General features: G+C 60.4%; 30 protein-coding genes and 1 pseudogene. 30 read left to right on the top strand and 1 reads right to left on the bottom strand.

What is annotated here, in order from left to right; translation table 11 throughout:
* From DBR00_RS20945 to DBR00_RS06875, 9 genes and pseudogenes are all read left to right on the top strand, one after another.
* Positions 1-341 (top strand): annotated as a pseudogene (locus DBR00_RS20945) (hypothetical protein); the annotation flags it as partial.
* Positions 342-350: 9 nt separating this feature from the next.
* Positions 351-974, top strand: coding sequence for a lysis protein (locus tag DBR00_RS06905; RefSeq protein ID WP_108486153.1), 624 nt, complete (start codon positions 351-353; stop codon positions 972-974).
* Positions 974-1,309, top strand: coding sequence for a DUF2730 family protein (locus tag DBR00_RS06900; protein WP_108486154.1), 336 nt, complete (start codon positions 974-976; stop codon positions 1,307-1,309). Before DBR00_RS06905 ends, DBR00_RS06900 begins: the two co-directional genes overlap by 1 nt.
* Positions 1,310-1,316: 7 nt before the next feature.
* Positions 1,317-1,613, top strand: coding sequence for a hypothetical protein (locus DBR00_RS06895; RefSeq protein WP_108486155.1), 297 nt, complete (start codon positions 1,317-1,319; stop codon positions 1,611-1,613).
* A 3-nt stretch (positions 1,614-1,616) separates the two neighbouring features.
* On the top strand, positions 1,617-2,165 hold the full coding sequence (locus tag DBR00_RS06890) for a phage protein Gp27 family protein (RefSeq protein ID WP_108486156.1): 549 nt from the start codon (positions 1,617-1,619) through the stop codon (positions 2,163-2,165).
* A complete protein-coding gene (locus tag DBR00_RS20650) occupies positions 2,165-2,326 on the top strand; it encodes a hypothetical protein (protein WP_158271551.1) in 162 nt (53 codons plus the stop codon). Before DBR00_RS06890 ends, DBR00_RS20650 begins: the two co-directional genes overlap by 1 nt.
* The gene (locus tag DBR00_RS06885) at positions 2,326-4,002 is read left to right on the top strand and encodes a hypothetical protein (protein ID WP_108486157.1); all 1,677 of its coding nucleotides are present in this window, start codon (positions 2,326-2,328) and stop codon (positions 4,000-4,002) included. Before DBR00_RS20650 ends, DBR00_RS06885 begins: the two co-directional genes overlap by 1 nt.
* Positions 3,996-5,567, top strand: a complete 1,572-nt coding sequence (locus DBR00_RS06880) for a DUF935 domain-containing protein (RefSeq protein ID WP_108486158.1) — start codon at positions 3,996-3,998, stop codon at positions 5,565-5,567. The genes DBR00_RS06885 and DBR00_RS06880 overlap by 7 nt, the downstream gene beginning before the upstream one ends.
* Positions 5,557-6,807, top strand: a complete 1,251-nt coding sequence (locus DBR00_RS06875) for a PBECR2 nuclease fold domain-containing protein (RefSeq protein ID WP_108486159.1) — start codon at positions 5,557-5,559, stop codon at positions 6,805-6,807. The genes DBR00_RS06880 and DBR00_RS06875 overlap by 11 nt, the downstream gene beginning before the upstream one ends.
* On the opposite strand, the gene DBR00_RS06870 is transcribed toward DBR00_RS06875, so the two are convergent.
* Positions 6,804-7,130: a hypothetical protein gene (locus tag DBR00_RS06870; protein ID WP_146180673.1), complete on the bottom strand. Its 327-nt coding sequence runs from the start codon at positions 7,128-7,130 to the stop codon at positions 6,804-6,806. The genes DBR00_RS06875 and DBR00_RS06870 overlap by 4 nt on opposite strands.
* Before the next feature lie 127 nt (positions 7,131-7,257).
* Here DBR00_RS06870 and DBR00_RS06865 point away from each other — a divergent pair, with 127 nt between their 5' ends.
* From DBR00_RS06865 to DBR00_RS06770, 21 genes are all read left to right on the top strand, one after another.
* A complete protein-coding gene (locus DBR00_RS06865) occupies positions 7,258-7,827 on the top strand; it encodes a phage virion morphogenesis protein (RefSeq protein WP_108486161.1) in 570 nt (189 codons plus the stop codon).
* Between the two features lie 211 nt (positions 7,828-8,038).
* Positions 8,039-9,142, top strand: a complete 1,104-nt coding sequence (locus DBR00_RS06860; protein WP_108486162.1) for a phage protease — start codon at positions 8,039-8,041, stop codon at positions 9,140-9,142.
* Positions 9,143-9,145: 3 nt separating this feature from the next.
* Positions 9,146-9,553 carry a hypothetical protein gene (locus DBR00_RS06855; RefSeq protein ID WP_108486163.1) on the top strand — a complete coding sequence of 136 codons (408 nt, stop codon included), beginning with the start codon at positions 9,146-9,148 and terminating at the stop codon, positions 9,551-9,553.
* Positions 9,554-9,567: 14 nt separating this feature from the next.
* The gene (locus tag DBR00_RS06850) at positions 9,568-10,455 is read left to right on the top strand and encodes a Mu-like prophage major head subunit gpT family protein (RefSeq protein ID WP_108486164.1); all 888 of its coding nucleotides are present in this window, start codon (positions 9,568-9,570) and stop codon (positions 10,453-10,455) included.
* A 9-nt stretch (positions 10,456-10,464) separates the two neighbouring features.
* Positions 10,465-11,256: an HI1506-related protein gene (locus tag DBR00_RS20645; protein ID WP_158271550.1), complete on the top strand. Its 792-nt coding sequence runs from the start codon at positions 10,465-10,467 to the stop codon at positions 11,254-11,256.
* Between the two features lie 3 nt (positions 11,257-11,259).
* Positions 11,260-11,775 carry a gp436 family protein gene (locus DBR00_RS06840; protein ID WP_108486165.1) on the top strand — a complete coding sequence of 172 codons (516 nt, stop codon included), beginning with the start codon at positions 11,260-11,262 and terminating at the stop codon, positions 11,773-11,775.
* The gene (locus DBR00_RS06835; protein WP_108486166.1) at positions 11,775-12,215 is read left to right on the top strand and encodes a hypothetical protein; all 441 of its coding nucleotides are present in this window, start codon (positions 11,775-11,777) and stop codon (positions 12,213-12,215) included. The genes DBR00_RS06840 and DBR00_RS06835 overlap by 1 nt, the downstream gene beginning before the upstream one ends.
* The gene (locus DBR00_RS06830) at positions 12,212-12,400 is read left to right on the top strand and encodes a hypothetical protein (RefSeq protein WP_108486167.1); all 189 of its coding nucleotides are present in this window, start codon (positions 12,212-12,214) and stop codon (positions 12,398-12,400) included. The genes DBR00_RS06835 and DBR00_RS06830 overlap by 4 nt, the downstream gene beginning before the upstream one ends.
* A gap of 8 nt (positions 12,401-12,408) precedes the next feature.
* Positions 12,409-13,185, top strand: a complete 777-nt coding sequence (locus DBR00_RS06825; protein WP_108486168.1) for a hypothetical protein — start codon at positions 12,409-12,411, stop codon at positions 13,183-13,185.
* Complete coding sequence (locus DBR00_RS20640) at positions 13,186-13,698, top strand: DUF6631 family protein (protein ID WP_158271549.1); 513 nt, start codon at positions 13,186-13,188, stop codon at positions 13,696-13,698. It abuts the gene before it with no gap.
* A 209-nt stretch (positions 13,699-13,907) separates the two neighbouring features.
* The gene (locus DBR00_RS20720) at positions 13,908-14,081 is read left to right on the top strand and encodes a hypothetical protein (protein ID WP_177479923.1); all 174 of its coding nucleotides are present in this window, start codon (positions 13,908-13,910) and stop codon (positions 14,079-14,081) included.
* 117 nt (positions 14,082-14,198) lie between these two features.
* Positions 14,199-14,405, top strand: a complete 207-nt coding sequence (locus tag DBR00_RS06815) for a Com family DNA-binding transcriptional regulator (RefSeq protein WP_108486170.1) — start codon at positions 14,199-14,201, stop codon at positions 14,403-14,405.
* Positions 14,375-15,169 carry a DNA adenine methylase gene (locus DBR00_RS06810; protein WP_108486171.1) on the top strand — a complete coding sequence of 265 codons (795 nt, stop codon included), beginning with the start codon at positions 14,375-14,377 and terminating at the stop codon, positions 15,167-15,169. The genes DBR00_RS06815 and DBR00_RS06810 overlap by 31 nt, the downstream gene beginning before the upstream one ends.
* An 80-nt stretch (positions 15,170-15,249) precedes the next feature.
* Positions 15,250-18,630 (top strand): phage tail length tape measure family protein, encoded by a 3,381-nt coding sequence (locus DBR00_RS06805; protein WP_108486172.1) that lies wholly within the window; start codon positions 15,250-15,252, stop codon positions 18,628-18,630.
* A gap of 2 nt (positions 18,631-18,632) precedes the next feature.
* Positions 18,633-19,772 carry a hypothetical protein gene (locus DBR00_RS06800; RefSeq protein ID WP_256582941.1) on the top strand — a complete coding sequence of 380 codons (1,140 nt, stop codon included), beginning with the start codon at positions 18,633-18,635 and terminating at the stop codon, positions 19,770-19,772.
* Positions 19,772-20,635: a hypothetical protein gene (locus DBR00_RS06795; RefSeq protein ID WP_108486173.1), complete on the top strand. Its 864-nt coding sequence runs from the start codon at positions 19,772-19,774 to the stop codon at positions 20,633-20,635. Before DBR00_RS06800 ends, DBR00_RS06795 begins: the two co-directional genes overlap by 1 nt.
* The gene (locus tag DBR00_RS06790; RefSeq protein ID WP_108486174.1) at positions 20,635-22,338 is read left to right on the top strand and encodes a hypothetical protein; all 1,704 of its coding nucleotides are present in this window, start codon (positions 20,635-20,637) and stop codon (positions 22,336-22,338) included. The genes DBR00_RS06795 and DBR00_RS06790 overlap by 1 nt, the downstream gene beginning before the upstream one ends.
* Positions 22,328-23,149, top strand: a complete 822-nt coding sequence (locus DBR00_RS06785) for a phage BR0599 family protein (protein ID WP_108486175.1) — start codon at positions 22,328-22,330, stop codon at positions 23,147-23,149. Before DBR00_RS06790 ends, DBR00_RS06785 begins: the two co-directional genes overlap by 11 nt.
* Positions 23,149-23,556: a hypothetical protein gene (locus tag DBR00_RS20715; RefSeq protein WP_177479921.1), complete on the top strand. Its 408-nt coding sequence runs from the start codon at positions 23,149-23,151 to the stop codon at positions 23,554-23,556. Before DBR00_RS06785 ends, DBR00_RS20715 begins: the two co-directional genes overlap by 1 nt.
* A complete protein-coding gene (locus DBR00_RS06775; protein WP_108486176.1) occupies positions 23,541-23,765 on the top strand; it encodes a hypothetical protein in 225 nt (74 codons plus the stop codon). Before DBR00_RS20715 ends, DBR00_RS06775 begins: the two co-directional genes overlap by 16 nt.
* A complete protein-coding gene (locus DBR00_RS06770) occupies positions 23,755-25,911 on the top strand; it encodes a phage tail protein (RefSeq protein ID WP_108486177.1) in 2,157 nt (718 codons plus the stop codon). Before DBR00_RS06775 ends, DBR00_RS06770 begins: the two co-directional genes overlap by 11 nt.
* Positions 25,912-26,175 lie beyond the last annotated feature (264 nt).

Raw genomic sequence — 26,175 nt, 5'->3', positions numbered from 1 at the left:
GGTTGGCATCGGCTAAGGGGGCCGATCAGCTGGCCTGGTTCGGTCATGTCGAGCGGCACAACGCCGGCCGCTCGGCCAGCAACTTTCGTGAGAACCGCCACTATCCACGCGCCATTCTGCTGCGCTGGGAGCCGATGTATGCGGCTGCTGGCTGGGGCCCTGGCGTGTGTGCCGATAGGTATAGCCGCCATGAAAATTCCGACACTGTTTCTGCTCGTCACGTTGACCAGCAGTTCGCCTGCCGCCTGCTCCCGGAACTGGCTGGCTGCCGCCGAACTGTTCGCATCGCCACCGCCACGCGAGCGCATAGCTCCGCCATTGCCACGCAAGTTAAAGCGTAGGGGGCGGCGATGAGAAAGCTCATTGGCTGGTTGATCGAGCACTGGTACCTGGCCTTGGTCGCCCTGTTTGCCTTGGCGATGTGGGTGCATGGCCAAAACATGTACGACCTAGGCCATGGAAAAGCCAAGGCCGAAGGCAATGAAGCCTTAGCGACCTTACGCCTGGAGTACCAGACCCTACGTGCCGATGCCGCCGAGGCAAATCTGCTGGTGTACCGGCAGCAGGTGGAGCGCGCCAACCAGGCCGAACAACTGTTCCTGGACGCCCAGGGCAAGATCGGCCACCTGCAGAAACAACTCACTCAGGAGCGGATTTCCCATGTCTCGACTCAGTACACACCTACGCGGGGCGGCGCTGCCGTGCCTGCTCCTCGCTTCGTTGTCACTTGTGGCTGGCTGCGCGACTTCAACGCAGCGCTTGGAGCCCATGCCCCAGCTCCAGGAGCCTGCCGAGCTGACCCCTTATCTCAAGAAGCGGCCTGGCCCGCCCCCGGCTCTGACGCCGAACTACTGGAAAGTGGCGTTGCCGCGACTGACATCCTGGCCCATGCGCGTGACTACGGCGCTTGGGCGCTCTCCAACCTGGCGCAGCTGAATGCACTGCTGGATCTGCATGACAAGGAAGAACGCTGATGGATTTTGACTACCTACTGCGCGTTGGCCAGTTCGTGTTCACCGTAGTAGTTGGCGCGTACTCAATAAGTACGGCACGCAAGGCCAGCTCGAAGGAAGAGGCCGATCAGCTGACTGCCCGTTTGAATGGGCAAGACAACCGCATCCTGGTTCTTGAGCAGCAGATGAAGCACTTGCCCACCAGCGAGCAGCTAACAGAACTGTCCAGCGAGCTGGCCGAGGTGGCCGGCGACATGAAAGGCATCAAGGCCGAGATCGCGGGGGTAACCAAAGCGCTCGACCCTTTGGCCCGCGCCGTTGAGCGCATGAACGAATACCTGTTGAACAACAAGTGAGGCTGCGATGAGCACTCAATACGCTGACTTTCTGCGCCAAGATCAACGCCTGGTGATGCTGCGCATCCTCTCGGAGCTGCCGCAGTACCGCTCCAACTCCTCGGTGATCGCCAACCTGCTGGGTCAGTTTGGGCACCACCCGAGCCGCGACCAGGTGAAGGGCGACCTGGCCTGGCTCGGCGAGCAGGGCCTGTTGTCGATTGACGACATTGGCTCCGTCCTGGTCGTGACCCTGACCGAGCGTGGCGAGGACGTGGCTGCGGGACGTTCTTCCGTGCCAGGCGTCAGCAAGCCGAGGGCCTGACCAATGGCCCGAAAGTCGAGTATCGACAAGCTGCAGCCGGATGTGCGGTCGCACATCGAGCGCGCGCTGCGTGAGAACCGGCTCACCCTGGATGAGCTGATCGACGAGCTGCAGGAGCGTTTCCCGTCTGCGGATAAGCCCAGCCGTTCAGCGATCGGTCGCTACAAAGTCAGCTTCGACGAGATGGCCAAGCGTCTGCGCGAGCAGCAAGCCATGGCCAGTTTGCTGGTCGAGGAGCTGGGCGAGAACCCCAACGACAGGGCTGGCGCGCTGATGGTGCAGTCCATCCAGACCCTGACCACGCATGCTGCCCTGGGTGCCCAGATCGACGATGAGACCACGATCGATGACGTGCGCAAGTTGGCGCGCGCCGCTAAGGACGTGTTGTCGGCCAGTAAAGCCAGCCGTGAGGAGCGCAAGGCGATCGAGCGTGAAGCCCGCGAGGCGCTGCTGGCCGAGCAGGAGCAGCGCTTGGAGGACATGCGCGGCAGCGACGGTATGAGCGAGCAGCTCGAAAACCGCATTCGCGGCATTCTGCTGGGGAAAGCCTGATGAACGAAGTCCTGAAGAAGTACTGCATCTCGATGCCCCGGCGCACCGGTCGCCATACGCTGGCCTGGCGCCTGGCTCACCTGCGCAAAGATCCAGACGCCCTGGTGGCGGCCCTCGAAAACCTGGCTGATCGTCAAGCCGCGCAGCGAGGCCGCTGCTGATGGCCATGCAAGCCACCACCGCTAACCTAGGCAAGGGCCTTACCGCCACCAGCGCGCCGCGCAAGATCGATCTCGCCGAAGAGATGGAGCTGCTCGGCGTCGACGTGCCCCAAGAGATCGCCGACGCCCAGCCGGCCAATGAGCCAGTGTTCCTGCCGTACCAGCGTCGTTGGTTCGAGGACGAAAGCCAGATCATGATCGGCGAGAAGTCGCGCCGAACGGGTATCACCTGGGCTGAGGCTGGCCGCAATGTGGTCAACGCGGCTAAGCCGCGCCGCCGTGGCGGTTGCAACACCTTCTACGTGGGTAGCAAACAGGAGATGGCGCTGGAGTACATCGCCGCCTGCGCGCTGTTCGCCAAAGCCTTCAATGAGATGGCCGAGGCCGACGTCTACGAGCAGACCTTCTGGGACGACGGCAAGAAGGAAGAGATCCTCACCTACATGATCCGCTTCCCGAAAACGGGGCGGAAGATCCAGGCGCTGAGTAGCCGGCCGAGTAACCTGCGCGGCCTGCAGGGCGACGTGGTGATCGACGAAGCAGCATTCCATGAATCCCTGGAAGAGCTGCTCAAGGCCGCCCTGGCGCTGACCATGTGGGGCAACAAGGTGCGCCTGATCAGCACCCATAACAGTGTCGACAACCCCTTCAATACCTACATCCAGGACGCCCGCGAAGGCCGTAAGGACTACAGCATCCACCGCATCACCCTGGACAGCGCGATCGCCGAGGGTCTGTATAAACGCATCTGCTACGTCACCGGCCAGACTTGGTCGCCAGAGGCCGAGAAGGCCTGGCGTGATGGTTTGTACAAGAACGCCCCCAACATCGAATCGGCCGAGGAAGAGTACGGGTGCGTGCCGAAGAAGAGCGGTGGTGCCTACCTGAGCCGCGTGCTGATCGAGGCGGCGATGGTGGCCGACCGTTCGATCCGCATCTACCGCTACGAGGCACCGGAAGGCTTCGAGGAGTGGACGCCGGAGATGCGCGAGGTCGAGGTACGTGCCTGGTGCGAAGAGAATCTGCAGCCTGAGCTGGCCCGCCTGAGCGACCGCAACCGCCACACCTTCGGTGAAGACTTTGCCCGCCGTGGCGATCTCACCGTGTTCACCCCGCTGCAGATCGATCCGCTGCTGCGCAAGCGCGTGCCGTTCCAGGTGGAGCTGCGCAACCTCACCTATGAGGCGCAGCGGCAGATCATGTTCTACATCTGCGATCGCCTACCGCGCCTGACTGGCCTGGCGTTCGACGCTACTGGTAACGGCGGCTACCTGGCCGAACAGGCGGCGCTGAAGTACGGCAGCACCATGGTCGACCAGGTGGCGCTGTCGCTGGCCTGGTACGCCGAGTGGATGCCAAAACTCAAGGGTGAGTTCGAGGCCTTCAACCTGCAGATCCCGCGTCACCAGACGACGCTTGATGACCTGCTCTCGATCAAGGTCGAGAAAGGCGTGCCGGTGATCGACAAGGGCCGCACCAAGGATCTGGAGAGCAGCAGCTCGAAGGCAAAGCGTCACGGTGACTCGGCGATCTCCCTGGCCATGGCCGTACGGGCCAGCTTTATGCAGGGCGGCATCATCGAGGCGACCATGCTGCCTCGCCATAGTCGAGGCTTCGACAACGTGGCCAGCGACGACAACGACATTGAAATACCGGAGCATTCCACATCATGGTGACCACTTCCCGCATCCTGGGCCCTGACGGCCACCCGATCCGCCTGGCCGAGATCCGCGAGCCGCAAACTGCCCACATCACCAGCCTGCACCACGAAGTGGGCAACCACCCCTCGCGTGGCCTGACGCCAAGCCGCTTGGCAGGCATCCTCGACCAGGCCGAACAGGGTGACGTGATTGCCCAGTACGAGCTGTTCGAGGACATCGAGGAGAAGGATGGCCACGTGTTCGCCGAGATGGACAAGCGTCGCCGCGCGGTATCCCAGTTGGACTGGCAGATCGTCCCGCCGGACAAACCCACAGCCAAAGAGAAAGCCGCCACCGAGGCACTGCAGGCACTGATGGCTGGCCTGGATGATTTCGAGTTGATGTTGTTCGACGTCACCGATGCCATTGGCAAAGGCTTTGCCTGCCTGGAGTTCGATGGCTGGCACCGGGTAGATGGCGACTGGTTGCCCAAGGGCATCGATCACCGGCCGCAAACGTGGTTCCAACTCAAGCGCGGTCAGCGACAGGAGATCCGCCTGCGTGGGGCCTCGGGTGGCGAGGCGCTGCAGCCTTACGGCTGGATCACCCACATTCACAAGGCTAAAAGCGGGTACCTGGAGCGTTCGGCCCTGTTCCGCGTATTGGTGTGGCCGTACTTGTTCAAGAACTACAGCGTGGGCGACCTGGCTGAGTTCCTGGAGATCTACGGCATCCCCATGCGCGTGGGCAAATACCCAGGCGGTGCCACCGAGAAAGAGAAACTGACCTTGCTGCGCGCCTTGGCCCAGCTCGGCCACAGCGCGGCAGGCATTATCCCGATCGGCATGGAGATGGATTTCCTAAACGCTGCAGAGGGCGACCCGGCAGCGTTCAAGCTGATGATCGACTGGTGCGAGCGTACCCAGTCCAAGGCCATCCTGGGTGGCACGCTCACCAGCGGTACCGGCGACGGCACCAACACCAACGCCCTGGGCAACGTACACAACGAGGTGCGCCTTGACCTGCGCGACTCCGACGCCAAGCAGCTGGCCGCCACCATCAGCCGCGACCTGATCTACCCGATCGCGGTGCTCAACGGCCTGGCCGACAGCTGGAAGCGCTGCCCGCGTCTGGTGTTCCAAACCCAAGAACCAGAGGATCTCAAGGCCTACGCTGAGTCTCTGCCTGCCCTGGTCAAAATGGGGTTCAAGATCCCGCGGCAGTGGGCCCAGGAGAACCTGGCCATTCCTGAACCGGCCGAGGGCGAGGAGATCCTGCAGGCTGCTGCACCCGCCGCACTGCCGGCACCTGTACCTGCCGAGCCGCCTGCAGGTGTTGCGGTGGCCACCGCGCAGAAGCCTGCCACAACTGCAGCTGATCGCCTGGACGATGACTTGCAGCCGATCACGGGCCAGTGGATCGCACGCATTCGCCAACTGGTGGAAGGTGCCGAAAGCCTGGAGCAGATCCGCGATGGCCTGGCCGAGCTGCTACCGGACATGAGCATCGAACAGTACGCCGACGCCATGGCCCAGGCGCTGGCTGCTGCTGCCCTGCAGGGCCGTTACGAGATCCTGCAGGAGGCCGCCAATGGCCGTTAGCGCCACGTCGCTGCCGTTCCGCGAGCAGAATGAGTTCCTGCGTCGGAAACTCAACCTGCCCACCAATGGCTGGACGGACGTATACGGCCGCGAACACGACTACGCCTTCACCGTGGCCGGTGCCAACCGCGATGACCTGGTGGCTGACTTCCACCAGGCTGTGCAGCGCGCCATCGAGGGCGGTACCACGCTTGAGCAGTTTCGCCAGGACTTCGACCGCATCGTGGCCAAGTACGGTTGGAGCTACAACGGCGGGCGCAACTGGCGCTCGCGGGTGATCTATGAGACCAACCTGCGCAGCAGCTACATGGCAGGCCGCTATGAGCAGCTGATGGCTGTGCGCGAAGAGCGCCCCTACTGGCAGTACCTGCACAGTGACGCTGTGGAGTTCCCCCGCGAGGAGCATGAGGCCTGGAATGGCATGGTGCTGCGTTGGGATGACCCGTGGTGGCAGTACCACTTTCCGATCAACGCCTGGGGTTGCCAGTGCGGCGTGCGTGCGCTGAGTTATGACGACCTGGTGCGTATGGGCAAAACCGGCCCGGATACCGCCCCGGCCATCGTGTGGGAGACGCGTACCATCGGCCAGCGCAGCCCGCAGGGGCCGCGCACGGTTCAGGTGCCGCTGGGTATTGATCCAGGGTTTGAGCACATTCCCGGCCAGGCCAGGCTCGTCAGTGCGGTGCCCATGCCACGGGTGAGCGAAGAGCTGATACCAGCGGCAGCCCCTGGCTTACCTAACCGACCAGCAACGGATCAGTTGCCGCCACCTCGCACATACCCGACAGAACGAGTACTCCCGGACAACCTGACCGACATCGCCTATGTGCAGCGCTACCTGGATGAGTTCGGCGCAACACTGGAAACACCGGCAGTGGTCCGCGATGTGATCGGTGAGCGCTTGGTGGTGGGCAAAGAGCTTTTCATTGAGCGCAAAACGGGCGAGCTGAAGGCCAACAAACGCGGACGAGGCAAGTGGCTACTGATGCTGGCTGATGCGTTGAAGAACCCCGACGAGATTTGGGTACGCATGGAATGGCTGGGCGCGCTGAAGAAGTCCGTGATACGCCGCCGCTACCTGGCACGCTTTGCAGTAGAGGGCGAAGTGGCCCCGGCCGTGGCGGTGTTTGAGGTAGGCGCAGATGGTGCAGTGGGTGTAACTACATTCCCGCCGGCGGACGGCGGGTATGTTGAGGGGTTGAGGCAGGGGGTGCGGCTTTATCGGTCCGAGCGCCGTTAGTGGTCATCACCGTAATAGGCCAATTTATCCTGATCGATTTCTGCAATAACTTTGCTGTGAGTAGTACGCACACGATCGTAGCCTGGGTTGCCAGGCTCAAGGGTGAAAGTTCTGCCGTCCTTGAGTGCCAGCTGGAACGTTTCTCCATCGGTTTCTGTGACCTGTGCCCAGAGGTTGCCAGAAGCCTCAACGATAGCGTCTGGCCTTTGGAACTGAGCAATGGCCTGATCTGCGGTTTCGCTTGGCACTATGTAGTGCTCAGTGTTTTTTAATGTTTTGACTGCTATTTCAGAGCATCTGACTTTTGGAAATCTCTTTGCCACAGCTTTCTCCTCTGGATTGGCAATGAAAAACCCGGCGCTGCCACACCGGGTTCACCGCAAACGTAGGATTGGAGGCCCTGGCAGAGGCTGCTCGCTTGATCGGTTGAATTCAGTATAGGAGCATCGTATGGCCGGGGCCACTTTGGAGTTTGACGGCACAGGCGCACTGGCCATCATCAACGAGGCCGTAGCCGCCGTTGCTGACCCGAAGCCTATGCTGCGCGATATCGGCGAGTACTTGCTGCTGGCTCATGACCGGCGCTTCGCCAGCCAGAGTTCACCGGATGGCACACCGTGGCAGGCTCTGTCACCGGCTTACCTCAAACGCAAACGCAAGAACCGCGACAAGATCCTGGTGCTCGATGGCTTCCTGAAGAACACCCTGCGTTACCAGGTAAGCGACAACGAGCTGCTGTTCGGTACCAACCGCATCTACGGCGCTATGCACCATTTTGGCGGCAGCATCGATATCGCCGGCCGCAGCCAACAAGCGTATTTCCGCCAGGACGGTAAATCAGGCGAGGTAGGCAACCTGTTCGTCAGCAAGCGCAAAAGCAATTTCTCGCAGTGGGTCACCATCGGCGCATACACCATCCAGATTCCTGCACGCCCCTGGTTGGGTACCAGTGACGATGACAACTACGCCATCGCCGGCATCGCAACGCGGTACCTGATGCCGAAATTGGCCGGAGCCTGAAAACAGCCCTGTGAGGCGTTTTAAGCGCCTCAGGCGCGGCCCTTGTACCCATACAACCCCGTTCGCCGCGCAAATCGCGTTTATAAACACGTTTAGCGCCCTTGCCAGAACATGGGCAGGCGTGGTTTCGTAGAAAAGCTCCAACTTCCCCTCAAGGCGATTTTCGGTTTACCGAAAAGAACAGCGCCATCTGCCGCCCCAATCTGGCGGCATGAAAACTAAACACCTCCCCCTCGCCGTAGCACTCGCCGCCTGCAGTTACTCGCTGGGTTCGGTTGCTGACGACAACACCATCTGGCTGCAGGTGACCCCGGCGGGCCACTTCACGCCGGCAGACGGTCGTGAGATCAAGGTGCCCAGCTGGCACATCAACCAGGCCGTCGCCAGCAAGGTGATCGAGCGCTTCCACGCGACCAAGAACAAGCGCGTGATCGACTACGAACACCAGACTCTGCGCAAAGAAGAGAATGGCCAGCCGGCACCCGCAGCTGGCTGGTACACCGACCTGCAGTGGCGCGAAGGCGAAGGCCTGTTTGCCCAGGTGCAACTCACCGCCCGCGCCGCGAATTACATCGCCGAGGGCGAGTACCAATATTTCAGCCCCGTATTCCTTTATCACCCGACCACCGGCGACGTCCTGGACGTGCAGATGGGCGCGCTCACCAATGCCCCGGCAATCGACGGCATGCAGGAACTCAGCCTGCGTGCTGCGGCGTCGTTCGGCTGTTTCGATGACTCCTCAGAGGAAAACCCCGTGAACCAATTGCTGCTGGCGCTGATCGCCGCCCTCGGCCTTGCCGAGAACACCACCGAGGAGCAGGCAGTTGCCGCGCTCTCCGCCCACACCGCCAATCTGCGCAAAGCCCTGGGCCTGGATGACAAGGCTAATGGCGATGCGCTGATCGCTGCCTGCACCGGTTTAAAAGCCAAGGCAGCCATCAACGTGGATACATCGCAGTTTGTGCCGTTGTCGGTTGTCGATGGCATGAAGGCCGAACTGGTAGCGCTGACCGCACGCCTGGGCGAGCGCGACGAGAGAGACTTGGAAGAGCAGATCACCGGTGCTCTGGAGGACGGCCGCCTGCACACCACCATGGAAGCCTGGGCCCGCGACCTGGGCAAAAGTAACCGCGCTGCCCTGACTGCCTACCTGAATACCGCAGCGCCCATTGCGGCACTGGCGCGCAGCCAGACCCAGGGCAAAGCGCCGGTTGCCGACGAGAAAACCGGACTCACCGAGAACGAGCTGGCTGTGTGCTCGCGCTTGGGCCTGACCCACGAACAGTTCAAGGCCGCCAAGGTCGAGGAGCAATAAGCCATGCCCGCGCTCACCAAAGACCGCAACACTGTGCGCCGTGATGGCGTGCAGAACTCCGACCCAGTCGCCGCCGCAACACGGATTTTTGCAGGCTCTCTGGTTTGCCTGAATGCTGCCGGTAACGCCGTACCGGGCAGCACCGCCACCACGCTCAAAGCGCGCGGTGTTGCCCAGGAGCACGTAGACAACCGCGACGGTGCTATCGGTGACCAGCGCGTCGAGACGCGCCGAGGTGTGTTCCCTTTTGCTAACAGCACCTCAACCGACGAAATCACCCGTGCCGATATCGGTGCCAGTGCCTACATCGTCGACGACCAGACGGTCGCCAAGACCTCTGCCACCAGCACCCGCTCGATTGCCGGCGTTATCCGCGATGTGGATAGCGCGGGCGTCTGGATCGAGATCTAAAGGAGCGACACCAGATGATCATTAATCAGCAAAGCCTGCGGGATCTTTTTACCGGTTACAGAACTGCGTTCCAGAATGCGTTTGCCGGTGTGACCCCGGACTTCAACCCATTCGTCCTGGACGTGCCATCCACCACCAGCCAAGAAACCTACCCCTGGCTGGGAAGCACCACCTCGTTTCGTGAGTGGCTGGGCGACCGCGTTATCCAGAACCTGAAACTGCACGACTACACCATCAAAAACCGCACCTTCGAGAACACCGTGGGTGTGGCACGCGAGACCATCGAAGACGACACCTTTGGTGTATTCGGCCCGATGATGGCGCAGCTCGGCCAGGACGCAGCCAATCACCCGGCACTACTTGTGTACGAGATGCTAGCTGCAGGTTTTAGCCGGGTTTGTTACGACGGCCAGTTCTTCTTCGATACCGACCACCCGGTGGTCAACGAAGCCGGTGCGGAAGTCAGCGTGAGTAACTTCCAGGGCGGCTCGGGGGCTGCCTGGTACCTGATGGACACCAGCCGCGTGATGAAGCCGCTGATCCTGCAGCGTCGTAAAAACTACAACTTCATTTCGCTCGACAAGGAAGGCGACCACAACGTGGCCATGCGAAAGGAGTTCATCTATGGCACGGATGCGCGCCTGAACGTCGGCTATGGTCTGTGGCAGTTGGCGTATGCCTCCAAGCAGGAGCTGACTGCTGACAATTTCAACGCCGCGTTTGCGGCCATGCAGGGCATGAGCGGCGACAAGGGCAAAAAGCTGGGCATCAAACCGACCATGCTGGTGGTGCCGGCGACACTGCGCGCCAAAGCGCTGCAAATTATCAACGCCGAGCAGATCAACGGCACCACCAACATCAACCGCAACGCTGTGGAAGTGCTCGTCACTCCGTGGCTGTAAGGGGGTTGCATGTCTCGTAAATCCGGCACCACCGCACCCAAAGTGCGGGCCCCGCGCGCAGAAAAGGCAGCTCCTGCAGCTGCCCCTGCTACCGCCGAACAGCTGGGCCACCAGCCGGCGGACATTACCGATAACGCGGCACCGATTGCGACTGCGCCGCCTGCCCAAAATGCACAACCCGTGAGCGAAGCAACACCCGGCCTGGAGGCCGGTGCTAAGGGGCAGGATGCCCCGATTGTTTTGATTGTCGGTGACCTGCCAGCAGCTCAGTACATCGAGGCGCTGAAAGCAGGCGGCATTGATGTGCTACCGCTCGCAAATCTGGAAGAGGCGCAGCTGCGTCAGCTCGGCCAGTTCCTGGTTATCGGGCAGTACGACGTTTTGCCGCCTGAGCAACTCGTTTTGCAGATCGAGCAGCATGCCGGCATCGAGCCGCTGCCGTATCCGCCTGGTGTTTCGGGTGTTGATGATCCGCTCTCGGTTGCGTTGAGTGAATTGCAGTCAGGCACTGCGGCTTTGGCTGGTGGCGGTTCAGAGGCGCAGTCAGATGCAACGCCTGCAGGTGGCAATGCCACTGATGCTTTCGATAATTCGGCGCTGGACGACGACGGCGATATCGAAGGCCTCTGGATTGTGGCGATTCCCGAACAGGGCTTTCGCCGCTGTGGCTACCGCTTCACCCGTGAGGGCTTCGGTATTGCGCTGGATGCCCTGACGGTCGAACAGATCGAGCAGCTGGAGAACGAGCCCAACCTCAAGGTTGAGCGCGGGATCTTCGGCGGCCTGGTCGAGGTGCAATAAGCCATGCAGTACATCACCCCCGACGACCTGGCCGAACGCCCAGGTGCACGCGAGCTGGCCCAAGTGGCCACGAAAGAAGGTGCGCGCCAGGTGGCCACTGAGCTGATGGAGGCCACCCTGCGCGGTGGTGACCGCAGCACTTGGCCTACCGACCAGGTCGTCGTGGCGGATGATGCCCTGCAACGTATTCAGGATGCCGTCACCGAGGCTGAAAGCATCATTGACGGTTCACTCGCCAAACGCAGCTACCCGCTGCCACTTAGCCCGGTACCGCGCTTGGTCACCGGCTGGACGCGCGACATCGCGCGCTACCTGCTGCACAAGGATCGCGGCGGCAAAGAAGACACCGACCCTGTGGTGCGCAACTACAAGGATGCACTGAAGTTCCTGGCGATGATCGTTAAAGGCGAGTTCAGCCTGGGCGCTGAAGACCCCATCACCAGCAACCCGGACCAACTCGACGTGCGCTTTGAGTCGTCATCGAGCGTATTCGATCGCACCAGTCGGCGGGCTTTCTGATGAGTTTCGCGCCCTTGGACACCTCGCTGATCGAGCAGCGCCTGCGCGAACAGGTGAGTGACTTTGAGGAGGTCAATGGTGCTGCCGCGTACCACACGCTGAAGGGCCTGAAGGATTTCCGTACCGGCACCTGCTACGTGGTGCTGGCCGCCGAGAGCAACCCGGCCGCCGATGGTGGCCAGCCGCGCCGCAAGTCCGCCGCCTCGGCTGTGTTTGGGGTGGTGATTTGCACCAGGAACTACCGCGACCCGCACGCGGAGGCCGCGAAGGATGAGGCCACTATTTTTGCCGGCAAGGCGAGAGAAGCCTTGATCGGTTGGACGCCAGGCAGCTGGTCGCCCTGCATTTGGCTCAAGGGCCAGGTGCTCGACAGTGATCAAGACCGCGTGCTCTGGATCGACGTTTACCACACCACCCACGTACTAGGGGGCACCCCGTGAGCAAGCAACCAGAACCCGCCAAAATCGAGCTGTTCAAGGTCAAGTTGGCCAAGCCACACACGCACCAGGACGAGCTTAAGGCCGTGGGTGACACCATTTCCGTCACTGCCCCGGAGCGCGACTTCTTGCTCGCCCAGGGCGTGATCAAACCTGAAACCGATTCTGCCGCCACCGCTGCACAGTGAGGTGACCCATGTCTGAGACTGATAAATACTTCTACGGCCAAGGTAAGTTTGAACTGGCCGAAATACTGTCTGGCGGCGCGCTGGGCCCTTATGTCTGGGTCGGAGATGTGTCTGAGTTGAGCGGCACCATGTCGCAAACTGCCATCAACCACCGCGAGTCCTACAGTGGCAAGAAGGCCAAGGTGCGCGAGTTCTTCACTGAACTGGGTATGGATTGGTCTGCGACCTTGCACAAGATCGATGCTGACAACATCGCTAAATTCAGCCTGGGCACCTTGACCGCGCAGGTTGCCGGTACTGTAACCGGCGAGGCATTCCCAACCGGCCTGGTGGCTGGTGATGTGATTCAACTGGCGAAAACCAATGTCAGCAGCTTGGTGCTCACTGACAGCGTCACACCGACCCCGTTTACCTTGGTGCGCGGAACCCATTACGAATACGACGTGTTTGGTGATGTTGAACTTCTGACCCTGCCAACCACCCCTGCGCCAACCCAGCCTCTGAAGGCTGCTTACTCGCATGGCGCAACGCGTCAGGCGGCGCTGCTCAACGGCACTCGTAAGAACTATGCGATGCGTTACAAGGGCGTCAACCTGGCGGAGAACGATGCGCCGGTGCTGCTGGAGATCTACAAGGTTTCGCCGGGCCTGTTGCAGACCCTCGCGATGATCACCTCTGGCAACCAGCTGGCCGGCGCGCCGGTGACTTTCACCTCGCTGCTCGACACCAGCAAGCCCGCCAACGGCGCGTTGGGGCAGTACGGTCGCTATGTGGAGTTCAGCTAAGTGGCCGTCAAGAAGTCACGCAAGGGCGTGATCACTGCGCCCGAGCCGGCAGCGGCCGAAGGTGCCAACGATCTGCAGCTGCTGCACCCCAACCTGGTGGCCACCCTAAATGGCCGCGAGGTGACGGTGCGCGAGTATGGCTTCGTCGAGGGGCTGCGGCTGCAACCGTTGTTGCAGCCGTTCCTGGATGACTTATACGAGCTGATCAAGGCGGACACCTTGCCGCCGGTAGATCAGATCGTCGGGCTTATTGGTCGGCATAAAGATGCAGTGTTGGAAGCGCTCGCCGTCTCGGCCGACATCGAGCTGGCTGAGTTGCAGGCACTCAAGAGCCAATACGAAGGCCGCACGCTGCTGATGAAGTGGTGGACGGCCAACGGCCCTTTCTTCTATCGCTGCGTCCTCGACCGAATACTGGCCGAGCGCCAGGTAGCCGATCTTCGCGCTGGAGCGACGTCTACGGCACGCTCATCCGAGCCGGCTACGGTGACCCTGAGCGAATCGGCAAGCTGACGCAGCGCCAAATTCTGCTGTTGTATGAAACCGAGCAGCGCCTCAGGCGTAAGGATCGCGCCGAGGCGTTGATAGATATGAACCAGGCGTTTGCCGGCGGTGATGCTGCTGAGAAACACCTGAAGCAACTGACCAAGTAGGAGGTTTCGATGGGATCTGATCCAGCACGACGCCGCCGGTAATAGACACTCACTGGGTAGGAAGAAACCATGAATCGAGCCATCACAGAACTGCGGCGCACCGCCGAGATCGCCGAACACAACCTGCCTTTCAGTGAGCAGGCTGGTGACGTTGCCCAGGCAGAGTTGCAGCGCGCCACTTCTGCCGAATGTCGCCAGGCCATCGAGCAGCTGCAGGAAGAGATAACCGCCAAGGCGGATTGATAGAAGAAGGGCTCCTGGATCTGGTGCGCTAACACCAGACCCAGGTGCCGAACAGGCAACACCTTGCCAGCCCAGCCAAGGCCCTCCGCTCACGCGTGAGCCGGGCGAGCCTAGCAGATGGTAAAGGTGTTGCCGAGAGTGAAAGACTTACGTTGTGGCGGTTGTAGCCGCTTGCTGGCCAAGGTTGGCCGGTTCGATATTTTGCAGATCAAGTGCCCGCGTTGCCGGGCCATCAATAATCTGAGGGCCGAGAGCCTCCGTATAGCGCCATCGAACGATGGCCAGGAGTCTTTGTGCACGCCCAACCCATCATCCCCTGGATAGGCGGTAAACGCCGCCTAGCCGACCGCATTTTCCCTTTGTTCCCACGCCATAGCTGCTACGTCGAACCGTTCGCGGGTGGCGCTGCCTTGTACTTTCTGCGCGCGGTACCGGCCGAGGTAGAGGTGCTCAACGATATCAACGGCGACCTGGTCAACCTGTACCGGGTCGTGCAGCACCACCTGGAGGAGTTCGTCCGCCAGTTCAAGTGGGCGTTGAGCAGTCGGCAGGTGTTCAAGTGGCTCCAGGAAACAAGGCCAGAAACACTCACCGACATCCAGCGAGCAGCCAGATTTTACTACCTGCAGCAGAGCGCCTTTGGCGGTCGAGTGGATGGCCAGAGCTATGGAACAGCCACCACCCAGCCGCCTGGCCTCAACTTGTTGCGTATAGAAGAGGCGCTCTCTGCCGCGCACCTGCGCCTGAGCAATACCTATATCGAGCATCTGACCTGGCAGGATTGCATCCGCCGCTATGATCGTCCCCACACCCTGTTCTACTGCGACCCGCCGTACTGGCAGACCGAGGGATATGGGGTGCCGTTCGGTTTTGAGCAGTACGAGGAAATGGCGGAACTGATCGGCCGGATCAAGGGCAAGGCGATCATCAGCCTGAACGACCACCCAGATATCCGCCGGGTGTTCGGTCGTTACCACATCGAGAGCACCGACATTACCTACACCGTAGGTGGCGGAAAAGGCAGCGAGGCGCGGGAAGTGTTGATCTTTAGCTGGGATATCGCAGCCGAGCCGGCCGGACTGTTCTAGTAGTTTTTCGGTAAGCCGAAAAGAGCGCAACGCGCGCGCGGGAGAACATTCCGACATCCCTACCAGCTGGATGCCGGCCGATGAATAACCGCGGTGATATTGAGTTTGCTCTGCGCCTGCGCACTGACCTTGAACAAGGTCAGCGCGAGCTGCAGGGCCTTGCTCAGTCCGTTGAAAACGTCGGCACTGCCACCGCAACGTCATCTGTAGGTTTAAACCACCTGGGCGAGACCGCTGAACAAGCGGCTGCGCGCATTCGCGCAGTCGTCGAGGCCAGCCTGCAGCAGCAAGCTGCAGCCAATGGCATGGCCGACAGCATCCAGCGCAGCGCCACTGCTACCCAGGAGGCCAATGGTGCCTGGCAACAGAACGCCGCTGCCCAAACCGATGCCATCAACTCCTACCACAACGCAGAACGCGCAGCCGGGCTGAAGGCGCAGGCCGATTTGAAAGCTGCGGAGGCAGCCAAGGTGGCCGCTGCCTCGGTGGAGAAAGAGTCCCAGGAACTGCAGCAGCTGCTGGGCAAGATCGATCCGGTGATCCGCAAGCTGGATGAACTGGACGATATGGAGCAGCAGCTGCGCCGGGCGCGCAACTCTGGCCAGCTCGACCTGGAAATCTTCGACACCTTCAACGCCAAGCTCCAGGAGCAGCGTGTTCGTCTTGGCGGTACGAACGATGCCATGCGCGCCGGTGCTATCACTGCAGGGCAGTACCAGCAGGCGATGCGCCAACTGCCCATGCAGATCACCGACATCACCACCAGCCTGGCCAGCGGCATGCCGATCTGGCTGGTTGCTATCCAGCAAGGTGGGCAGATCAAGGACAGTTTCGGTGGCATCGGCAATGCTGCGCGGGCTCTGGTATCAACACTCAACCCGCTAACACTCGCTATCGCGGCGTCCACTGTCGCCCTAGGTGCCACTGCCCTGGCTTATTACCAGGGCAGTCAGGAGGCGGCTGATTTCCGCGAGCAGCTCATTTTGTCCGGTAATGCTGCTGGTACCAGCAGCGACCAACTGATGAGCATGGCGGCATCGATGGATCTGGTGCGCGGTACGCAGCGTCGAGCCGCAGCTGCTCTCGCCGAGGTGGCGGGTAGCGGGAAAATTGCCAGTGAACAAATCATGCTGGTGGCTTCTGCTGCGGTGGCGATGCAAGACGCTACAGGTCGAGCTGTATCTGAAACCGTTGCCGAGTTCGTGAAAATTGCCAACGACCCGGTCAAGGCAGTCGCCGAGCTAAACCGCGAATACAACTTCCTCAGCGCAGCGGTGTACGAGCAGATCGCTGCCCTGGCTGAACAGGGTGATGAAACCGAAGCGGCGCGGCTAGCCATGGAAGAGCTGGCCCAGACCATGGAAAGCCGCGCGACTCAGATCGAGGGCAACCTTGGGCTGCTTGAAAGCGCCTGGAAGCGCATCAAAGGCGCTGCAGCCGAAGCCTGGGATGAGATGGTCGGTGTAGGGCGTGAGCAGACACTTGAGGAACAACTAGCGGCCTTAGATCGCCGAAGCATTACTGATGTTGATGCCGGCAGCGTCGCCGCAAATGCTGTGATTCTTGGTCCACTGGGTGCTGCCAAGGAAGTGTGGGATCAACTCTCACCGGTTATTCAAGGTGCAACTGAGGAAGGTGCCAAGCAGCTTGATCAAGATCGGACTCGGTTGCAGCTTGCCATTCAGCAGCGCGATACCGAAGCGGCCTGGCAGGGAGAGATGCGTCGAATCAACCAGGATTCGATCGAAGCGCAGCAGGCAATTACAAAAGTCCGTGAACAGGGCCTCTCCAAGGTCGAGCAGAAAGAACGGGCGATCGCCGAATACCGGGCCAACGTTGAAAAGATTCGCAGTGCGAACCCTGACTCCGCCCTGATCAGCGATGCGCAGATCGACAAAGACATTGCCGCCATTGAAAAGCGTTATTCCGAGCGGCAACGCAAAGCCCCCGTCGATCGCGAAGCGCGTGCCCAGGAAAACTATCTGGCGCAGTTGGAGCGCCAGGCCTCGACGCTGAACATGACCGCTGCTGAGGTGCGCCAGTACGAGCTGGCTGAAAAGGGCCTGACCGGTGCAATGCTCGATCGCGCCCAGGCTGCCTTGGTGCTGCTCGATGCCGAGGAGCAACAACGCCAGGCTGTAGCCAATGCCAGAATCAACTCTGGGTTGGAGGCTGAGTTTCTGCGTGCTGCCGGGCGAGAAACCGATGCGGCACTGTTGGAGATCCGCAGCAAGTTCGAAGGCATGCGTACTGAGTTCGAGAAGGCTGGCAACGACGCAGGCCTGGCGTGGCTCGATAAGCTGATTCCGGTTGCCGAGGCCAAGGTGCGCCTCGACGACCTGCAGCGCGAGATGGAACGTATCCTGGCCGAGCGGCAGCGCCAGGAACAATCGGTCAATGTGCAGCAGGATGCTGGGCTTTTTACCGAGCTGCAGGCGCGCGAGCGCATCCTGGATATTCACCGCCAGACTTACGCCCAGCTCGAACAGATCCGGCCGGTACTGGCTGACCTTGCCAAACAACCAGGTGTAGTTGGTGAGGCCGCTGCCCAAGCCCTCGCTGCACTGGATGTTCAGGCCCAGCAGCTGCAGGCCACAACCACGCTCCTGCAGGAGACCCTGCGCAATGGGCTTGCTTCGGGGTTTACCGAAGCACTTACCGGCCTGGCCAACGGCACGATGACCCTGCGTGAGGCGGTATCGGCACTGGGGCAAAGTGTGCTGGATGCTATGACCCAGATGGCCGCCGAGAACCTGGCGCAATCGCTGACCAGCGGTGTTATGGGTATGTTCGGCGCAGACGGTGGTCAGGCAGATATGGCCAGCGGTGCAGCAGCTGTAACAGGCTCTGCTGCAGCGCTATCCACCGCTGGCGGCTCCCTGTTAACGGGGGCTGCCGCTATCCAGGCCGCAGCTACAACCTTGGCAGCTGCCAACGGTATGTCCGGTGCCAGTTCGGTGGCGGGTGCCGCAACTAGTGGCGCGGCGAACAGCAGCTGGCTCAGCTCGGCGGCATCCTGGGCCGGGTCATTCTTCGCAGAGGGTGGCCATGTGCGCGGCCCCGGCACCACAACCAGCGACAGCATCCCGGCCTGGCTGTCGGACTATGAGTTCGTCACCCGTGCTGCGGTGGTCACCCAACCAGGTGCACTGACATTCCTGAATGACTTCAACGCGCGTGGCATGGCCGCGCTCAATGATTGGTCGTACCGAGTACGCCATAACACCGGTGGCCTGGCCGGCGTGCCGGCACCTGCGTTGCCTGCACCTGGTATGCCAGGCGGCCGACTGGCAGAGCCTGCCGCCTCGATGAGCGCCACGCTGAAAAACAGCCAGACCTTCAACCTGATCGACAGCCCCGAACGCATCGCCGACGTGCTGAACAGCCCAGCAGGTGATCAGGCGTTCACCGTGATGCTGTCACGCGATCCGGCCAAATTTCGCACCATCCTGGGACTCTAGTCATGCCTCACAAGATCGGCTTTGTCGATAACAGCAACGGGCAGTGGGCCCACTACAACATGCTCGCGCAACTGCGGCACTTCTGCGGTGGCTTCGGTGATCTCGGCACAATTACCCGATCCGGTACCGGCAACGGGACGATCACTGCCATTGAAGCCTCGCCGGCGGCGATCACCGAGACCTGGACGCTGACCTGCACCGTGGCTGCAGCCAATGGCGGCACGTTCTCGGTTGTTGGTTCGGTCTCCGGGGCAAAGGCCAATGCTGTGGTGGGTACGCCCTACGACAACGGGTTGATCAAGTTCCTGATCAGCGACGGCAGTACCGACTTCGCTGTGGGTGCTGTGATCGGCATCCCCGTCACTCAGGGTGCGGCCAGTGCTGCGAATGCCGCATGGCAGGTGCTGCGCTACGACACTGTGGCGGTCAATCGTGAACTGATATTCAAGGGCAAAGGCTATACAGGCGACGAGGAGATATTCGTCGGCTTCCGCACATACCAGGATGCTGGTGCCGACTACTACAACCTCGTAGCCGCTGTGTTCACGGGCTACGTGCCGGGCAATACGTTCGATAACCAACCGGGTGCTCGGTTATCTGGGGTTCCTGCCCACAACCAGCGAATCGACTACTGGCTCACCCTCAACGGGCAGCGTATTACCGGCGCGATGAAGGTTGGCACCCCGGTTTTTGAGTCGTTTTACGTAGGCAAATGCCTGCCCTATGGCCGACCTAGCCAGTACCCGTATCCGGTAGTTTGCGGCGGTATGTTAAGCGGTGCGCCCGCAACCCGCTTCAGCGATACAACTCATTCCATGGCTTACAAGGGCAACCGGGCCAACTTGGGTTTAAGAACCAATGACGGTTGGACTCAGCCTCTGACTTACCCATGGGTTAACACCTACATTGCGAGTTCCTTTCAGAACATGCGCGATACGGCCGGCGTGTATCACTTGCTGCCTGTGGAGATGTTCCAAAGCAATTTGAACCTTTGGGGAGCACTAGACGGCGTGTTCTACATCACCGGTTTCAACAATGCCGTCGAGAACACTCTGGTCATCGGTGGCCACACCTACGTTGTGATCCAGGACGTATGGCGAACCGGACATACGGACTATTTCGCGCTGAGGATGGACAACTAATGGCTTACTACAGCGGAGCAGCAAACGACATGGCCGCGCTGCGCAGCGCCTTGATCGGTGCTTGCGTTGCGGAGGGCTGGACGCTGACTGGAGATATCCTGTCGAAAGGCACGATGTTCTGTCGAACCGTCATCTTTAACGGCTCTCTTCAGATTACGGGCGGTACGGGGATCGGGGCTGGAAGTACCTTAGCCGGTGCCTCAAGCAGAAGTTGCCATGTCCTTGGCACTGGCAACCTAGCTGTTACTTGGCCTGCGGCATATGAGATTTTTGTATTCCCGACAGAGGTGTTCCTGGTTGTACGGTTCAGCGTTGATCGCTACCAGTGGTGTGCCTTTGGCCAATCAGACATCGCTCTGCCAGGGACGGGGATGTGGTTTGCGGCTACGGCTGGAATGCAGGCCTCGACCGGTATCGCGCTGACCGTTACTTCATCAAGCACAGTCCATCCTTCAGGGCTTCCATTCTGGGCCGCCTACAACTCTGACGGTCCAGACAATTGCAGAATCCACCATGGTTTCGACGGTGCTGGCTGGTCGTCAGGCTCTGATCTCATTGGGATTTCATACAATGCGTCAGAACTGATTTCGTTGCTTCCCAACACATGGAACAGCGAGGCAGTGCTGCTGCCAATACGAGCTTTTATTACCCGTCCAAGCTCCAAGCTCTCACTCGCTTTAGAGCTAATCAATGCCCGATTCACCCGCGTCGATAATCACGAGCCCGGAGAGGTCATTACCTTTGGATCTGAGCGCTGGAAGATCTTCCCCGGCTACAGAAAGGACGTGGTTAACCGGAATGGCGGTACCAACATCCAGCATTCCGGTACGTTCGGTTGGGCCGTGCGTTATGAGGGGCCGTAGTGGCAGTCCTAAATGGGGTGATCGCCAGGCCCACACTCGCGGCGGAGGTTAACCCTTATCTGACCGTGGCCCATGATCAGTTCGCGTGGGTGCCGCTGCCATTTGTCACAGTGGGGCACGTGTTCGTTAAAGGCCAAGCGCTAACAACTCATTGGCCTGTTAGCTCTATGGAGCTAGAGGTTCCAGGTACGGCGCGTGGCGCGTTTCTCGACGACTACTATCACCGCATTCACATCAGCCCTCAGCGCCTCGATCTCGGCAACGTCGTTTCAATCCAGACAACCCCTGTTCGGCTTTGGAACGCTCACCTCGAACCGCGCACACTCGCATCGATTGAGGGTACCGACGAGGGCATTCTGGTTGCTGGCCAGCCCGTACCGCCGATGGTATTCCCAGCACTGAAGGAACTGACCTGGAACGTCAGCGTTACGCCTGAAGGCCAGCCGGTGCTCGACACCACCGTTGCGTGGATCTTCGATAATGCTGAATCACCTGGTGTACGCATTACAGCCAACCGCATCATCGCTTGGTCATTCGTGCCCGACTGGGCCGATGGCGTGATCGAGCGGCTGGCCTGGGCGACAGACATTCTGTCTAGCGAGTCCATGGTCGAGCTGCGCCGGAAATTGCGTCTGGCTCCTCGTCGTGAGCTGGAGGCGGCGATGTACGTCGAGGGGCGCGAGCGGCAACTGCTCGACCTGATGCTCTTTGGCTGGGGCGCACGCGTTTGGGCGCTGCCGCTGTGGCACGAAATCCAGCTGCTTTCCACACCGGTACCAGTTGGGGCGCTATCGGTTATCTGCAGCACCCAGTACCTGGACTTCCGGGATGGAGGGCTCGCGATGCTGCGTGGCGAGAGTGCCTTCAACAGCGAGACAGTTGAGATTGATGTCGTCACTGCCGGCGGGCTGCTGCTTAAACGTGCTACCCAGCAGGCTTGGCCTGCAGGTAGCCGTATTTACCCGGTACGCCCGGCGCGGCTGACCCAGGCACCAGTGCTGCAACGGCTGACTGATCAGGCGATCGCTGCAGACGTGACGTTTATGATCACCGACGCTTGCGACTGGCCCGCCGTGATGCCTGCCACCTTATATAGAGGGCGCCCTGTGCTGGAGGCTCGGCCGGATGAAAGTGAGGATCTCACCAGTTCTTATGAGCGCCTGCTACTAACACTGGACGGTGGTTTCTCAACCCCACTGACAACGGATACCGCAAACCGGACCATGCCGGTTCAGGCGCACCGTTGGATTGATATGGGGCGTGCCGCACGTGCTGCGTACCGCTCGATGCTTTATGCACTGGCTGGCAGACAAGTGCCTCTTTGGGTGCCAACCCATGCAGATGACCTCCAGCTTGTCGCCACGGTGTCCGCACTGAGCACTGTCCTCGATGTCGCCTACGTGGGCTACACCCGGTTTGGTCAAAGCAAAACTGGCCGGCGCGATATCCGTATCGAGTTATTCAACGGCACTGCATTGCATCGACGCATCACTGGCAGCATCGAGCTGGATCAGCACACAGAACGATTGGCGATCGATAGCGCCCTCGGTGTTCTGGTCGAGCCAGGTGATGTGATGCGCATCAGTTGGTTGGCGCTCTGCCGTGGAAATAGCGATGCCGTCGAGATTCATCACCAAACCGATAGCGAGGGTGTTGCCAGCAGCTCGCTGACTTTCAGAGGGGTACGTGACGATGAGTTTTAACAGTCGCGAGCACTCACTCGCCGCCGGTGCACCGATCCGCCTTTATGAGTTCAAGCGCGGAGTGCTGCGCTGGCTGTACAACAGCTCAGACCGCGATATCACTCACAACACCCAGATTTTTCGCAGTCAGGTGGGTGGAATCACTGACGATGGTATCCGCCAGACCGGCCAGGCCAGTGCCGACTCTCTCAGCATTACCGCGCCGGCATCACTTGAAGTGGCGCAGCTTTATCGAGGGGTACCGCCGAGCAACACCATCGACCTGGTCATTTACGACATGCACCACGGCGAGCCTGAGGTATTGGTGAGCTGGTTCGGCGAAATTGCCTCGGTGAATTGGCCCAAGCTGGATCGCTGTACGGTCAAGGCTGTTCCTTTTGATGCATCGCTTGAGCAGCCTGGCCTGCGCATGACCTGGCAGCGCGGTTGCCCGCACGCGATCTATACGCCGCCCTGCGGTGTGGACCGCAATGCATTCAAGGTCGCCGCTGTTGTGCAGAGCATGAGCGGCGTGGCGATCAACAGCGGGACATTCGCTGGGTTCCCCGATGGCTGGTTTTCAGGTGGGTACATCGAATGGCCGATCGGGGCCGGTGAGTTCGATCGGCGCGGTATTGCTGCTCACACCGGCCAGGTACTGACGCTGCTCAGCGGTACCTCGCGTATCGTCCTGGGGCAGAGCATCACGGCCTACCCAGGCTGCGGGCAGGTTGGTTCAATCTGCAATAGCAAGTTCAACAACCTACCCAACTACGGCGGCTACATGCATTTAAGCGGCCGTTCGCCATTTGACGGCAACATGGTGTTCTGATGAATCCATTCCCCATCATCATGATGATCGTCAGTACGGCGATTAACTATGCGAACCGCCCCAAGATCCAGCCGCCAAAGCCTGCCGCATTCGAGCAATTTGAATTTCCTGTGGCCGAGGAAGGCACGCGGCAGTACGTAATTTTCGGTGACGTCTGGATCAAGGACTGGATCGTGCTGAGTTACGGCAATTTCCGCACCTCGAAGATCCAGACCAAGGGCGGCAAGTCTGGCATCGGCGGCTGGGTGCCAGGCATTCTGCCGGGTACCACCAACCCGATTGAGGCTTGGTTTTCGCCATCCGAGAAACTGGGGCTTGGGCTTTCCCAGTACGACCCATTCCAGCCTGAAGAACCCAACAACAATCTACCAGCACTCCTGGACGGTGACACATGGATCGGCAACTGACCGTGCGCGCCTGGCCGCGCCACTTACATGCGCTGCGTCTTTGCTGTGGTGGTGCCAGACCGTTGGCCGCCGCATTGGGCCTTGATTACAACGAGTTCGTCTTCAACGGCATCGATGTCGCTGAGCTGCGCGCGAGTGGCAATGCATTTGCGATCGCTTTGGCCGAACAGGCCGAGCGTGAGCACCAGGAGCAATTAGATGAGCGCTGATAAGAAGCCCATAACCAAGGGGCATCGCTATTTCTTTGGCATCCACATGGGGATTGGCCGCTGGATCGACGTGCTCAAAGAAATTCGCGTAGGCGGCCGCACTGCATGGAGTGGCGCAAAGTCAGGGCAGGCGCGCTGGAAGATCACCGCTGCAACCTTGTTCGGTGGCGATGATGGCGAGGGCGGTATTCACGGCACCATCGACATGATGACTGGTGCTGCGGGCCAGCCTGTCAATCGGCGGTTGGCTGGCATGCTGGGCGGCCTGGTACCAGCGTTTCGTGGGGCATGCACGCTGTTCTATGACGGGCTGGTGACCAGCATGTCGCCCTATCCGAAACCCTGGGAAGTTCGCGTAGCGCGGACTAGCGGTGGGTGGGATGGCAGCACCTGGTACCCGGAGAAGGTGACGATCGCCCTTGGGTCGATCCAGGCAATGAACCCCGCTCACATTCTTTATGAAGCCATAACCAACCGTGACTGGGGGCGAGGTAAAGATCGATCGCTGATTGATGATGCGCAGTGGCGCAGTGCAGCCGATGCATTGTTTGCTGAAGGGTTCGGCTTGTGTCTGGCTTGGAAACAGCAGGACAAGATCTCGTCCTTTATGCAGTCGATCCTGGATCACATCGGGGCGGCCGTCGTGCTCAACCGCCGCACTGCCAAGTTGCAGCTGTTTCTGATCCGCGATAACTACGTGGTAGCTGATCTGCCGTTGTTCGATGAAGACAGCGGGCTGCTGAGCATTGAGGACGACGAGAACGCAGCGTCGGCACCAGCCGCAAATGAAATCATTGTGACCTTCACCAACCCGGTGGCATACGGCGCAAAGCAGCAGGTGCGTGTGCAGAACACGGCAGCTATCGTGTCAGCCGGTGGGGCGATCACGGAAACGATTGATTACCTGCACCTTCCTACAGCCTCGCTGGCGCTGCGCGTGGCACAACGGGTGCTCCGGGAAAAGGGCGTTTCAAAGCGGCTTAAAGTAACCCTGGATCGACGTGCCAGCGGTTTGCAACCAGGTACTCCTTTCCGTATTCGCAGCACGCGGCGTGGCATTGCCGAGATGGTGCTGCGGGCAGGTAAGGTTGAGGACGGCACACTGGCTTCAGGCTCAATCACCGTTACGGCCATGCAGGATGCGTTCGGCCTGCCAGCCACGTCCTTTGTCGAAGTACAGCCACCTGAGTGGGTACCGCCTACTACCGCACCGCTTCCGGCAGCGGTGCGCAAGCCATTCGAGTTGTCATACCGAGACCTGGTGGTTGGCCTGTCTGCGGTTGATCTCGCTGCACTGCACCCGACTGCATGCGCCTTCGGCATCATGATCCGCAGGCCGACCAATGCTTCTATCAACTATGTGCTGCTGACCAAAGCCGGTGGCATTGACTACAACGCCGCCGGCAGCGGCGACTTCTGCCCATCGGCACAGATCATCAGCGCCATCGGCCACTTGGATACCGCCGTTCAGTTCACCTTTGTGACCGATATCGCCGGCTTCACGCCGGGCCAAGTCGGTGTGATTGATAACGAGACCGTACAGCTGGTCAGCGTGGATTGGATGACCGGCAATGCAGTGATCAAGCGGGGCTGTGGTGACACAGTCCCTGTACCCCATGCGGCCGGGGCAAGGATTTGGTTCTACGCCGACAGATCTGCCGTCGATCCCGCTGAGTACGCCGTTGGCGTTACCGTATCGGCAAAGGTTTTGCCATTCAGCTCCGGGGGCTGGCTGGACGCGGCCTTGGCCCCAGTCGATACGTTGTTGATGGCCCAGCGCCAATACCGGCCATATCCTCCCGGCAAACTGAAGATCGGTGGCGTTGCATATCCAGCGTCGGTGGAAGGTGATGTGGTGCTGACCTGGACCCACCGTGATCGCGTCCTGCAGGCTGACCAGGTTGTCGATACCACCCAAGCCAACATCGGCCCCGAGGCAGGCACGACATACAGCGCGCGCTTGCTTCGGGCAGATACCAACGCAGTGCTGGTAAGCCAAACAGCCCTTACAGGCACGACAACGACACTGACGACGACATACGTCGGCGCAGTGATCGTCGAGCTGTGGTCAGTGAGAGGTGGGTTGGATAGCTACCAGCGACACAGATGGACGATCGCGCATACGGTCCCACCAGTTGGGCCTTGAGGGGAGTTATTCGGTGGAATGAATGGCGCTATAGTCGAGGCTCAATTCTCTGATAAGGATGAACCCACTATGGGAAACCCTGTTGATAGCACTACAAAAATCGGCTGGAAGGCAGAGCGAGATATGCTGCCAGAGGCGTCAGAACTAGAGTTTCTGCGCTGGTTCTACCTCAACGCGGATGATGTAACTCGTAGCGCGTTGGTAGCTGAGTTTTACCAAACGCAGCAGAAGTCCCTTCCACAGAACCTCCGCTAGCCATCTCCG

This window comes from Pseudomonas sp. HMWF032, assembly GCF_003060885.1.
Taxonomy (GTDB): Bacteria; Pseudomonadota; Gammaproteobacteria; order Pseudomonadales; family Pseudomonadaceae; genus Aquipseudomonas.
Note: the sequence above shows the minus strand (reverse complement) of the source record. Positions and strands in the feature narration are given on the sequence as shown.